The organism is Streptomyces odontomachi, from assembly GCF_024435355.1.
In the GTDB taxonomy this organism is placed as follows: domain Bacteria; phylum Actinomycetota; class Actinomycetes; order Streptomycetales; family Streptomycetaceae; genus Streptomyces; species Streptomyces odontomachi.
Genome location: NZ_JAMJWG010000020.1, coordinates 110,187 through 122,135, shown reverse-complemented (window position 1 = coordinate 122,135; position 11,949 = coordinate 110,187). Strand labels below are relative to the sequence as shown.

General features: G+C 71.9%; 9 protein-coding genes and 1 pseudogene. 6 read left to right on the top strand and 4 right to left on the bottom strand.

Annotated features, from left to right (window positions below; genetic code table 11):
• The first annotated feature begins 7 nt into the window (after positions 1-7).
• Positions 8-928, top strand: coding sequence for a hypothetical protein (locus NQO67_RS32900; protein ID WP_255954018.1), 921 nt, complete (start codon positions 8-10; stop codon positions 926-928).
• A 57-nt stretch (positions 929-985) separates the two neighbouring features.
• Here NQO67_RS32900 and NQO67_RS32895 read toward each other — a convergent pair whose 3' ends face one another.
• The gene (locus NQO67_RS32895; RefSeq protein WP_255954017.1) at positions 986-2,179 is read right to left on the bottom strand and encodes an MFS transporter; all 1,194 of its coding nucleotides are present in this window, start codon (positions 2,177-2,179) and stop codon (positions 986-988) included.
• A gap of 99 nt (positions 2,180-2,278) precedes the next feature.
• Here NQO67_RS32895 and NQO67_RS32890 point away from each other — a divergent pair, with 99 nt between their 5' ends.
• Positions 2,279-3,364, top strand: coding sequence for a DUF5937 family protein (locus NQO67_RS32890; protein ID WP_255954016.1), 1,086 nt, complete (start codon positions 2,279-2,281; stop codon positions 3,362-3,364).
• A 466-nt stretch (positions 3,365-3,830) separates the two neighbouring features.
• Here NQO67_RS32890 and NQO67_RS32885 read toward each other — a convergent pair whose 3' ends face one another.
• Complete coding sequence (locus NQO67_RS32885; protein WP_255954015.1) at positions 3,831-4,487, bottom strand: Tat pathway signal sequence domain protein; 657 nt, start codon at positions 4,485-4,487, stop codon at positions 3,831-3,833.
• A 345-nt stretch (positions 4,488-4,832) separates the two neighbouring features.
• Between NQO67_RS32885 and NQO67_RS32880 the strand changes: the two genes are divergently transcribed.
• Entirely contained in the window at positions 4,833-5,561 is a 729-nt protein-coding gene (locus tag NQO67_RS32880; RefSeq protein WP_255954014.1) for a TetR/AcrR family transcriptional regulator, read from the top strand.
• Positions 5,562-5,572: 11 nt separating this feature from the next.
• Positions 5,573-6,823: a helix-turn-helix transcriptional regulator gene (locus NQO67_RS32875; protein ID WP_445195111.1), complete on the top strand. Its 1,251-nt coding sequence runs from the start codon at positions 5,573-5,575 to the stop codon at positions 6,821-6,823.
• Positions 6,824-6,903: 80 nt separating this feature from the next.
• Here the strand turns inward: NQO67_RS32875 and NQO67_RS32870 are convergent.
• Positions 6,904-7,926 (bottom strand): annotated as a pseudogene (locus tag NQO67_RS32870) (MFS transporter); the annotation flags it as partial.
• A gap of 905 nt (positions 7,927-8,831) precedes the next feature.
• Here NQO67_RS32870 and NQO67_RS32865 point away from each other — a divergent pair.
• On the top strand, positions 8,832-9,509 hold the full coding sequence (locus NQO67_RS32865) for a lytic polysaccharide monooxygenase auxiliary activity family 9 protein (protein WP_255954013.1): 678 nt from the start codon (positions 8,832-8,834) through the stop codon (positions 9,507-9,509).
• 107 nt (positions 9,510-9,616) lie between these two features.
• Here NQO67_RS32865 and NQO67_RS32860 read toward each other — a convergent pair whose 3' ends face one another.
• Positions 9,617-10,135 carry a DUF1203 domain-containing protein gene (locus tag NQO67_RS32860; RefSeq protein ID WP_255954012.1) on the bottom strand — a complete coding sequence of 173 codons (519 nt, stop codon included), beginning with the start codon at positions 10,133-10,135 and terminating at the stop codon, positions 9,617-9,619.
• A 717-nt stretch (positions 10,136-10,852) separates the two neighbouring features.
• On the opposite strand from NQO67_RS32860, the gene NQO67_RS32855 reads away from it, so the two are divergent.
• Positions 10,853-11,923 carry a type III polyketide synthase gene (locus NQO67_RS32855; protein ID WP_255954011.1) on the top strand — a complete coding sequence of 357 codons (1,071 nt, stop codon included), beginning with the start codon at positions 10,853-10,855 and terminating at the stop codon, positions 11,921-11,923.
• Positions 11,924-11,949 lie beyond the last annotated feature (26 nt).

The following is an 11,949-nucleotide window of genomic DNA, read 5'->3' as shown; positions in this document are numbered from 1 at the left end:
AGTTTTCATGAGTGAGCGGTTTGCACGGGTTCCTGGATCCGGCGCACTCTCCCCGACCCGACGCCAGACGCTGCTGCTCGGTGGCGCGGCCGCGGCAGCAGCCGTGGTGGGCGGGACCGGGCTCGCGTCCGGCGCCGGCACCGCCCGCGCCGCCGAGCCGCGGGCCGTCGCACGGCCGCTGGTCGGGGCCACGGGCATCACGGAGTCCGACTTCTCGGCCATCTCCTCGCAACTCGGCGCCACCGAGCTGCACTACACCTTCCAGCCCTCGTTCAAGGGCACCTGGTCACAGTGGCTGGGCGCGGCGTGCACGGCCGCGAGCCCGGCCCACCTCCCGCTGGCCTCCACCAAGTGGTCCAGTCCGACGCAGGCCGACTTCACCACGCTCATCAACTCCGTGCCCAAGGACGGCAAGATCCGGCGCATCTGTCCCTGGCAGGAGCCCGAGGACAACATGGACGGCGCGACGTTCACGAACGTGGTCAGGCTGCTGCGCAACGCGGTGGGCTCCCGCACCGACGTCCTGGTGTCCCTGGACCTGATGACGTACAGCCTCAATGCCGCCAGCGGCAGGGACGTCACGACGTGGATGACCACCGACGCGGACGTCATCGGCTGGTCGGTGTGGCCGAAGGGCGACTCCTACGCGAGCGAGGAGACGTACGTCCAGAAGGCGGCGAAGCTCTGCGACGACTACGGCAGGTCCTTCGCGATCTCCTCGTTCATCCTGGACGGCAGCGAGGACGACGCGGGCGCCGCGGGCTTCGTCCAGTGGATGACGGACTTCGTGGCGGACCGGCACGCGGCCGGCAAGCCGACGGACCACGTGGTCGCCTACACGCCCGACACCACCGCCCCGTGGCTCACCCTCGCCAAGACCAAGGCGGCCGCCAAGACGATGTTCGCCACCCTGCGCGGACTCTCCTGAGCCGTGCGCGCCCCCGGCCGCCCCACGGTGCTCCGCCCGGAACACCGTGGAGCAAGCTCAGCGGGCGACGGCGGAGGCGGAGAGGAGCGTCGCGGCGGCGAGGCCGCCCCAGAGGACAGCCGGGCCGTGCGGTGCGAGAGCGGTGATGACCGCGGGGGAGGCGGCGAGACCGAAGCCCGTGGAGAGCTGGAAACGGGCGAGGGCGCGCCCCAGGACATGTGCCGGGACGAGGGCCGTGACGAGCGCGGTGGCGCTGCCCGCGTAGACGACCTCGCCGAGGGTGCAGACCACGGACACCGCGGCGACGGCCGGGGCACCCCAGCCGTGCCCGAGGGAGGTGGCTGCGAGGAAGCCGAGGTAGGACGCGGTGAGCACCACACCGGCGACGGCCAGCACGGACCGGCGGGGGAAGCGGGACAGCAGGACGGTGACCGGCACCTGAAGGGTGACCACCAGCACCGTGTTGGCCACGTAGACGGCCCCGGACCACACCGAGGAGGCGTGCAGCTGCGTCACCAGGACCAGGGGGAGGGCGATTTCGGGGACGTTGAGGCAGAAGACGTAGATCACGTTGGCGGCCAGCAGCGCGCGCATCCGGGGTGCGGGCCCGTCGGCGCCGTCCCGGGCGTCCGTGGCCGCGGCGACGGCCGGGTGCGCGTGCACCCGGACGGACCAGGCCAAGGCCGCCGCGGTGAGGTAGGCGAGCCCGGTGACGGCTGCCAGCGCCTGCAATGCGGTGGTGCCGCCCGCCAGGCATGCGGTGGCGAGGAGCGCACCGGCGCCCAGGCCGGCGTTGCGCAGGGCGCGGCCCCCTGCGAGGGCGGCGTCGCGTTCCCGGCCGTGGGCGACCGTGGCCACGAGGGCGGCGTGGGCGGCCGGCCATGCCTGGTTGCCGATGCCGAGGAAGAGCGCCGCCGCCGCGAACAGCCAGACGTTCCCCGTCGGGGTGGCCAGCAGCAGTGCCACGCCCAGCACCCGCACCAGCATCGACGCCGCCACGGCGGTGCTGCGTGCGCCCCGGTCCAGCCAACTGCCCAGCGCGGGCATGCACGCAAGACCCGCGACGACGCCGGCCGTCATGGCGGTGCCGGTGACCGGCGCGGACAGCCTGAGCACCGTCATCCCGTAGAGCAGCAGAAAGGGCCTCAGCAGGCCGGTGCCGAGCGCGTCCACGGCCAGGGCGACGGCGTAGCGGGGGCCTCCGGAGGCACGGAGGACGGCGCGGGGACGGATCCTGGTGGTGGTTGCCATGGCGCCCACGGTCGGGTCGGCCGCCGGATACGGCACGTCGGTTGACGGACATCGTCAACCGACACCGTCGCCCGCTGTCCGACCAGCGATGATGGGGGGATGACGCTGCGCATCGACATCACCGGGCTACCGGCCGAGCGGCTGCGTTTCGCCGCCTCCCCGCTGGCCGAACTGACCGCGATGTTGCACGTCCTGGCCGAACCCGGGCATCACCCGCGGCTGGCCGGCTGGGCCGGGGACGTCTGGGCACGGCTGCCTCCGGAGCTGGCCGAGCGGCTCAGGGAGGCGGAGTTCCTCTGGCGTTCCTCACGAGCCGACTTCCTGGTCCCCGCCCGGCCTCGGCAGACCCTCGCCGAGGAGTTGGACGAGGTGGACCGGATCGACGACGAGACCTATGTGACCGCCGCCCTCACCACCACGTGCGGCAGCAATCGGGTCCTCTTCGGTGCGCCGTCGCCGCTCGCCGACCGGGCCGCGCGCGAGCGGGCCCTGGAACTGGCCCAGGCCCGTGGTGCGCTCCAGGAGGCATTCGCGGAGCGGCTGCTCGCGGACCCGGCCGCGGTGCGGGCCCGGGTGCGCGGGACCATCGAACAGTGCGCCGAGGCGTTCTTCGACGCCGCCTGGACAGGCGTCGCCGTGCAACTGGCCACCGACCTGCGTCTGAAGAACGACCTGCTGAAGCGTCAGGGCATCGGGGCGGCACTCGCCTCGGTCTCCGGCGCTCTCAGCCTGGCACCGGACGGCAACCGCATCCTCGTGGACAAGCTCCAGGACAACGCGACCGCCGCCCACGGCATCGGGGTCACCTTCATCCCCACTACCTTCGGCCGCCCGCACCTGGTGGTGATCCACGCACGTGGCTGGCAGCCGGTGGTGCAGTACCCCGTGGCCGAGCCGGGCCCGTCGGAGCCGGCGTCGCTGGACACGGTCACCCGCCGGCTGGAGGCACTCGCACATCCGGTACGACTGCGCCTGCTGCGCACCCTGGCCCGCGGCCCGCACACCACCGGCGAGCTGGCCCACGCCTGGGACCTCTCCTCCCCGGAGGTCTCCCGCCACCTCGCCGTCCTGCGCCGCGCCGGCCTGCTCACCACCCGGCGGCAGGGGCGCTACGTCCACTACACCCTCAACCTGCCCGAGATGACGACACTGGGCACCGACCTGCTGGCGGCCGTCCTGCGCTGAGCGGTTGCGGTGCGCCGGAACGCGGGCGACTGCCGCCTGCGCACCACCGTCCGACTCGGCAGGTCACCGGGCAGGGCGTGCGCGTGCCCGGGTGGCACCGTGGCAACCTACGGGGGGCCGCTCGGCCAGGCCGCGGCCAGCCGCCGGCGCTGCCACCCCAGGCCGGACCGTCGCCTACCAGGAGGCCGTCGGCCCCGCCGCCGGCGCCGCGCCGGGCGAACCGTGCGGGCGCGCGGCACGCGCGGAGCTCTTCGAGGGCCACGCACGCTCCGGCGACGTCCGCGCCCACAAGTACGCGGGCGCACCCCTGCCCTGGGCACCGGCGAGCCGGTGAACCGGGTGCGCTGCCGTCCGACCGGTCGGCGGGCCGGGCGGCAGCGCGGCACGACGCCACGCCGGTGCCGGCGGCGACGGGCCCCGGCCCGTGTGCCGGGGGACTGCCGTCACCCCGGCACACGGCCCCGGATCAGTTGGTGAACACGCTCGGGCTGCCGGCCGCCGTGGTGTCCTTGACCGGCCCGTAGGTCGCCGTGAAGTAGCCGGAGCCCGGGCAGAGCGACGACCCGGACGACTTGGTGAACTCCTGGTTGCTGAACGCGATCGAGCTGTCCGTGTTGGATGCCGTGCCGGTCAGGCTGTCCGCGGTGTAGCCGCAGGTGACGTTCCCGAGCAGGCTGCCGAGCACGACGGTCGTGGTGAGCGGCCCCTGGACGGTGACGGTGCCCGACGACGTCACGGACGTGGCGTACGGCAGCCCGCCCGCGGTGATGCTCTTCACGCTGGTGGTGCCGACGATGTTGGTGCTGCAACTGCCGCCGATGGAGAACGCGCTGAGACTCTCGGTCGCGGTGCCGGGCGCGGCCGGGTTGGTCGCCACGGACGCCGAGAAGGACGAGGCGTCGCAGGTGATGCCGGTACTGCCGCCCGACGTGGTGCGGATCGCCACGCTGCTGCTGGCGGCGGACAGCACGTCCCCGACCGCCACGGAACTGCCGCCCGCACTGCCGTAGGTGAGCACGGTGCTCGCGGCGGCGGCCTGCCCGGTGGCGGACACGGCGGTGGCGGTGAGCAGCGTCCCCGCGAGGGCGGCGGAGGCGACGAGGAGAGAGTGCCTGATGGTCATGCGAGTCCCTTTCGCAGTCGAGTGACGGACCGGTGCGTGACGCGGCGCTGCCTGGCGGTTGCACGGCAGAACGGTGGCTGCGCAGCGGCGAACCGAGGTGAGCGTGCTGCGCGGCCGGCTGGCCGGGAACGTACGCGGTACGGCGCTGGGGGAGCGGTCAGTGGCACGTCGGAAGGCACCGGGCGAGACGATGGTGCGTGCAGCCGTGCAAGGTCTTACCGGGCGCGCGCCGCTGGGAGACCCGCGGCCGACGGGCCGCGGCGCGAGCTTGGAACAGTAGGAAACCTGAGGGGGTTGTAATCCCGCGGGTGCACCGCGTCAAGGGTGGGCGGAGGAAGTTCGGCCATGGAAGTTACCCACGGTACCGAGAGGTCAGCCACGTCCGGGCAGCTGCCGGGCGCGCGCACGGGACGGGAGGCCGAGCGGTCCATCCGGCGCGGCCCGCGACGTGTGCCGGCCGAGTTCGTCGCGGCCAACCAGCGCGACCGGCTGCTCGACGGCGTCGCCCGCACCGTCGCGGAACGCGGCTACGCCGGGGCGCGGATCAGCGACATCTGCCGGGCCGCCGGGGTCACCCGGCCGGTGTTCTACGAACTCTTCGCCGGGAAGGAGCACGCCGTCCTCAGCGCCTACCGGGCCGGGACCGCGCTCGTGGTGGCCCGGATGGCAGAGGCGTACGAGACGGCGGGCGGCGGCGCCGACTGGCCGGCAGCGGTCCGGGCGGGCCTGCGCACGCTGCTCGACCTGTTGGCCGAAACACCCCCGTTCGCCGCGATGCTCGTCGAGATCGAAGCGGTGGGGCCGGCCGGCCGCCGGGCCCGCGCGCGGCTACTCGCCGAGTTCCGCCGCTTCTTCGCCGACGCCCCGCCGGGCCCCGTCGGCATACCCGGCGCCGAACTCACCGATGCGCTCATCGGCGGGGTGCACGCCGCGCTGTACCGCTGGATCGACGAGGACCACGTGAGCGAACTCCCGGGGCTGCTGGACACCCTGGTCTTCCTGGTCGTCGCCCCGTTCGGCACCGCGTCCCGGCCTCCGCGGCCTTCGCCCACCTCGGCACCTCCGCACGGCTGACCAGATGGCGAGTGACCCGCCAGTGGCTTTCGATCCGACGGTCACGCTCCCGCGTCCTGCCGGGCTTCGGCGAGGGTGCGGTACGGCGTGGGCAGGCTGGGGTGCTTGCCCTGGTGCCGTTCATGGTCCGCATCACTCGGGAGAGCCGGCAGGTGCCGAAGGGCCAGGCCCGGACCTGGAATGATCGGTTCATGCGCGCGGCCCGGCTCCTCTCCCTCGTCCTCCTGTTGCAGAACCGGGGCCGGCTGACGGCAGGTGAGCTCGCCGAAGAGCTGGGTGTCTCGGTCCGGACCGTCTACCGGGACATCGACGCGCTGAGCGGCGCGGGTATTCCGGTGTACGGGGACGCCGGGCACCACGGCGGTTACGAGCTGCTCGGCGGCTACCGGACCCGGCTCACCGGACTGCACGCCGACGAGGCCGAGTCGCTGTTCCTGGCCGGGCTGCCCGGTGCGGCGGACGACCTGGGACTGGGCGAGGTGCTGGCGGCGGCACAGCTGAAACTGACTGCGGCGCTGCCGGCTCCACTGCGGGACCGGGCTGGCCGGGTCCGGGAGCGGTTTCACCTCGACGCGCTCGGATGGTACCGGGAACAGGACTCGCCGCCCGCGCTCGTGGTTCTCGCCGATGCCGTGTGGAACCAGCGGCGGATCCAGGTGCGCTACCGCCGCTGGGCCGAGCCGCAGGAAGTCGAGCGCGCACTCGACCCCTACGGCCTGGTCCTCAAGGCGGGCGTCTGGTACCTCGTCGCAGCGGTGGACGGCGCGGTGCGGACCTACCGGGTGTCGTCGATCCTCCGTCTGGATGTCGGGGACGACGTCTTCGAACGCCCCCACGGCTTCGACCTGGCCGCCCACTGGCAGGACTACCTCACCGCCTACGACGCCCGCAGACTGCGGCTTCAGGCCTCCGTCCGGATCGCTCCCGCGCTGCTGTCCGCGCTGCCGGACCGCCTGGACGCGGCATCGGTCCGAGCCGTCGAAGCCTCGGCGGGGCCGCCGGAAGCAGACGGCTGGGTGACGGCGACGATGCCGCTGGAGTCGGTCGAGCTGGCGGTGCCGACGCTGCTGTCACTGGGGCCGGACATCGAGGTGCTGGCTCCCGAGGAGCTGCGCCGCGAGATCGCAAAGACCGCGGCGGCCGTGCGCGACCGGTACCGGCCGGCGGATACGTCCGGCCGCGCGGGGGCCGGCGATCTCAGCAGCAGTCCGGCGGACAGGGTGGCCGGCAACGCAAGGGCGGCGAGGACCCCGAAGCCGTAGCGCGTGTCACTGTGGTCGGTGACCGTCGCGACCAGGAACATCACCCCGACCGTGGCCGCAAGCCCGCCACCGTTCGCCAGCCCGAAGGCCCTGCCCACCGAGGCATCGTCGGTCGAGGCCATCAGCATGGTCCGGGAAGCGATCCTGGCTTGCCCGAAGAACAGCGCGCCCAGCGGCACCCCGACGAGATAGCCGGCGATCCCGAACTGGCTCTGCAGTACCAGGCCGACGTTGCAGAGCAGGAATCCCACGACGGCGATGCGAAGGTCCGGACTGCGTCTGCTGACGATCCGGTAGGCACCGGTGGCCGCCAGGAAACCGAGGCATCCGAGGGCGTCCACGGTACCGAACGTCGCTGCTCCCAGGTGGAGTTCGCCGATGACGGCGGTGGGCAGCAGGGCGTTGAAGACCGTGACGACCACGCTCCCCTGGGCGTACAGGAGGATGAAGCGGCGCATCCGCAGCGGCCCGCTCGGAGCCGCCGGCGCCGGCGGCGAGCCGGCTGCGGTGGCCGTCGTCGCCCTGGCCGGTTGACGCCCCACCGCGGCGACGCAGAGCGCCGAGACGGCGAAGGTCCCGGCGTTGAACACCAGCAGCGGCACGGCACCGAACGCCTGGACGGACAGCCCGCCGATCGTCGCCGACAGCAGCATCCCCGCCTGGGTCCCCATCTCGTAGCGGGCGTTGAACCGCCGCAGCCGGTCCGCCGGGACCCGTTCCTTGATCAGCGCGGAACTCGCCGGAAAGAACAGGGCGCCGACCACGGCGAGCGCCAGATTGGTGCCGTAGATCCCGGGTTCCGGAGAGCCGCCGCAGGCCAGCCACAGTGGCAGCCCGAGGGCCAGCGCCGCACTGGTGGCATCGCAGCCGATCCACAGGGCCCGCCGGTCGAAGCGGTCGGCCAGCCGTCCGAAGAGGGGCGACAACAACGCCGGCGGCCCGGCGACCGCGATGAAGAGCCAGCCGACGGCCATCATGGTCTGCTGCTCCCTGATCACGAGCAGCGCACCGACGATGAGCTGGACATTGTTGCCGAGCGCGGTGGCGAAAGCAGCGGGCACAAGCAGCCGCTCTGCCCGGCGGGAGTGGGGGCTGAAGATCATGGCCCCACTATCCGGAGGTTCGCTGACATCTTCTGTCAGTCAAGTTCCCGGTTCGTTGTCGGTGATGACGCCGCTGTTGCCGAAGCCGACGGCGGCGGGCACCCACGCCACTCGCAGTTGCCCGGCTCGCCGCTGTCCCGGCACCGACGGGGCCCGCAGGCTCCAGGCGCCGGGGCGGGGGAGGATCGCCCTCCGCCCGAGCGCCCGGCAGTTGGGCCGTGCTCGAATGCAGCAAGGTCCGCGGCAAGTCGGGGCTGCTGGGACTGCTGGGGCTGCTGGGGCTGCTGGGGCTGCTGGGAAGGTCGGCGCCGCGCTCGGCTGCCCCGGACGGCTCGGTCCGCTCCCGTCCGCCCGGTGGTCTTCCCGGCGGCCGGCGGGGAGAAGACGCCACAGGACCAGGTTGCCGAGACGAAGGCGACGACTGCCGAGTTCGCCCGCAGCAAAGGGGAGGTGTTCCAACCACTACCGCAGCGGACTCATGAAGTTGCCCAGCGTGCTCGACGTCCGCTCCTCCGACGACCGGCGCAAGGCCGTCACGGAAAAGGTCAAGCAGGTATTCGGCCTGGTCTGGCGGGGCCCTCCCGGGAGTGGCCCGTTACGGTAACGGTAGTGCGTCCAGGGGGGATGGGCCGGAGGCCCGACACGAAGAGGTCGCTCTCGCGCTCGTCAAGAGGAGAGTTGTCAGGGCACGGGCGCTGAGGAGCCACTCGGAGGTCACGGGCGCTTGCGTGCCGAGATCGTGGCGGTGGATGGCGGTGTCGCACGCCTGCACGCATCTGGCCGAGAGTGGCGGGTTACAGCGATGTGTCCTCGGGTAAAGTCCGGGTAATCATGGGAGCGCTCCCAAGGATGTGTTCCCCGTGCAATCACCCCCACTCCCTCACTGAAGACGGAGACCGCACACGATGTCCCCACATGCCCTCTCCCGCCGCTGGACGATGCGAGTGATCGGGCCGGTGCTGGCCGCGGTCCTCGGCCTGACCGCCCTGTTCCTCAGCCCGTGGAACGGCTCCGCCAGCGCCCACGGCACCATCGTGGAACCGGCTTCCCGCAGTTACGACTGCTGGCAGCGCTGGGGCAGCGACTTCCAGAACCCGGCCATGGAGCAGGAAGACCCCATGTGCTGGCAGGCCTGGCAGGCCAACCCGAACACCATGTGGAACTGGATGAGCCTCTTCCGGGAGAACATGGCCGGCAACTTCCAGGCCTACATCCCGGACGGCAGCCTGTGCAGCGACGGTGACGCCCAGAGCGGCCTGGCCAGCTCCCTCGACACGGTCGGCAAGTGGCACACGACCAACGTCAGCAGCAACATCACCATGCACCTGCACGACCAGGCCAGCCACGGCGCCGACTACTTCAAGGTGTACGTCAGCAAGCAGGGCTACAACCCCGAGACCCAGCCCCTGGGCTGGGGCAACCTCGATCTGATCACGACGACCGGCAAGTTCGCCCCGGCGACCGACTACACCTTCAACATCAACGCCTCGGGCTACACCGGCCACCACGTCATCTACACGATCTGGCAGGCCTCGCACCTCGACCAGACCTACCTGATCTGCAGCGACGTCAACTTCGGCTGAGCCGGCCGGCTGAGCCGACGGACCAGTGATGCCGACCCACCCACCGGGCCCGAACAGGGCCCGGTGGACTTCTTTCCGGCGGCCGAACGGCTGATGCGGCACCCGGATCAGGGCCGCCGCACCTCGAAGTGGAAGCAGCCGTACTCCACCGCCCGTACGTGCACCAGCGCCACCTCCGGCAGCGCGAACGCCTCCGCCAGGGCCGTGTCGAAGCCGCCGTCGGCATCGTCCGGGATCTCGAAGAGCCGACCGCCGACGATATGCCCGCGCGCGTCGTAGCGGCGCAGCGTGCGCAGCGCACCGGCCCGGGCGAACGGATAGCCTTCGCCGCCCCGTGGCCCGGGGCACTCCCCGGCGTGCACGAACACGGGGCCGGCCTCGTCGTACGCCCCCGGGTCCGCCCCGGTCCCGGCAGCCCAGCGGCGCAGCGGCGCGTATGAGACCAGCGCGATGCGCTCGCCGGGCTCGACGGGCCGCAGGCAGCAGCGCAGCGGGGAGCCGACGCTGTCGTTGGGGTCGCTGTCGTCGCCGGCGGTGTAGGGGCGAAGGGGGCGCCCGGCGTCGTCGACGTCACGGAGTTCCTTGAGGGTTCCGGCCGGGATCGGGAGAGCTTGGTAGTTCGTCATGGCTCCAGGCTCGACGCCGTCTCCCCGCCGTGCCGGCGGGTTTCCGACGCGAGGTTCGACGCGTGGCCGCTCGTTCCTGGGAGGCGAGCCGCGGGGGGCCTCGCCGTGTGACGCGGGTAGCGGGGGAGCGGCAAATGTGACCTGGGTCACTTTGTGATGTCCTTGGCGCGAGGGCCGCTCCTGTGTCACGATTTCCGCACGCCTCCCCTGCCCGAAAACGGCTCGCAAGTACGTAATCGACCGCCTTGTGCGCTCTCTTGGGGGCGGCGGGACGCTTGTGATCCACAGCAGCCGGCTGCGTTGCCCCCAGCAACTTCCCTGCCCTCCCGGCCCGTTGAAGTCCCTGTGGGGGACCGGGGACTCCCCGGGGGTTTCCGGGCCGTTGAGGTCCCTCCACTTGAAGTGCGGGCGCAGCTCGCCGTCGACGTCTCTCCTCGGACCGGCTGCCGATGTGACCGGCCGGCCGTCACCGGAGCCCTCTGACAACGCCCGGGCAGTCGACGTGCCTGCACGGCGGGGTGCCGCGTCTCGACGAGAGAGCCCGTCAGGGCGTGCGGCGGGCGAACGCAGAGGTGTCCGCCCCATCGATGCGCGGGCACGCCAGGCCACCGTGAAGAACTCGTCACCCACCACACCCAGGACGGCGGGCGAAACGGCCACCAGGACAACGCCCCAGCGCCCCTTGCCGTCGAGACTCTGAGGAAGTGGATCCCAGATATGCCGAGGCTATGCAAGCCGGCGATGAACGCGCCCGAACACGTCATCACCGTGGAAGAGACCCTGGAGTTCGCCGCGCGGGCCCATGCGGGCAAGCCGCAACTGGCACTGGCGCTCCGCCTGATCCAGAACACCGGTGTCAACAAGCGGCATATCGTCCAGCCCATCGAGAAGACGCTCCGGCACCCTGGCTTCGAGGAGCGCAACCGCATCTACGAGGCCGAGTCCAAGAAGCGCACCCCCCAGGTCGTCGAGCAGGCCCTGGCCAACGCGGAACTGAAGGCCCGTGACATCGACGCGATCATCTACGTCTCGTGCACCGGGTTCCTCATGCCGTCGCTGACGGCATGGCTGATCAACACGTTGGGCTTCAGACCGGACACCCGGCAGATCCCGATAGCCCAGCTCGGCTGCGCGGCGGGCGGAGCGGCGATCAACCGCGCGCACGACTTCTGCCTGGCCCACCCCGGCAGCAACGTCCTGATCGTCTCCTGCGAACTGTGCTCGCTCTGCTACCAGCCCGACGCGGACGACATCGGCTCGCTGCTCTCGGACGGCCTGTTCGGAGACGCCGTCGCCGCCGCCGTGGTACGCGGCTCGGGAGGCATCGGCATCGACCTGGAGCGCAACGCCTCCTACCTCATCCCGGGCACCGAGGACTGGATCTCCTACGCCGTCAAGGACACCGGCTTCCACTTCCAGCTGGACCGCCGCGTGCCCGGCACGATGGAACCGCTCGCCCCGGTCCTGCGCGAACTGGCCAAGGACCACAGCTGGGACGTCGGCAAGCTCGACTTCTACCTCATCCACGCCGGTGGCCCGCGCATCCTCGACGACCTCGCGAAGTTCCTCGAAGTCGACCGCGAGGTGTTCCGGCACAGCTGGTCGACCCTGCGCGAGTACGGCAACATCGCCAGCGCCGTCGTACTCGAAGCCGCCCGCCGGCTGTTCGACGAGGGCGCCCTGGCGTCCGGTGCGACCGGTCTGATCGCGGGCTTCGGTCCCGGCATCACCGCCGAGATGGCGCTCGGCACCTGGGCGGTCGACGGCGTTCCGCAGACGTTCGTCTGAACCCCTGCGCGCCCGCCGCGCCGCAC

Bases quoted from the DNA above. Each gene is read 5' to 3' on its own strand.
- NQO67_RS32900 (WP_255954018.1), top strand. From the start codon at position 8: ATGAGTGAGCGGTTTGCACGGGTTCCTGGATCCGGCGCACTCTCCCCG.
- NQO67_RS32895 (WP_255954017.1), bottom strand. From the start codon at position 2,179: ATGGCAACCACCACCAGGATCCGTCCCCGCGCCGTCCTCCGTGCCTCC.
- NQO67_RS32890 (WP_255954016.1), top strand. From the start codon at position 2,279: ATGACGCTGCGCATCGACATCACCGGGCTACCGGCCGAGCGGCTGCGT.
- NQO67_RS32885 (WP_255954015.1), bottom strand. From the start codon at position 4,487: ATGACCATCAGGCACTCTCTCCTCGTCGCCTCCGCCGCCCTCGCGGGG.
- NQO67_RS32880 (WP_255954014.1), top strand. From the start codon at position 4,833: ATGGAAGTTACCCACGGTACCGAGAGGTCAGCCACGTCCGGGCAGCTG.
- NQO67_RS32865 (WP_255954013.1), top strand. From the start codon at position 8,832: ATGTCCCCACATGCCCTCTCCCGCCGCTGGACGATGCGAGTGATCGGG.
- NQO67_RS32860 (WP_255954012.1), bottom strand. From the start codon at position 10,135: ATGACGAACTACCAAGCTCTCCCGATCCCGGCCGGAACCCTCAAGGAA.
- NQO67_RS32855 (WP_255954011.1), top strand. From the start codon at position 10,853: ATGCCGAGGCTATGCAAGCCGGCGATGAACGCGCCCGAACACGTCATC.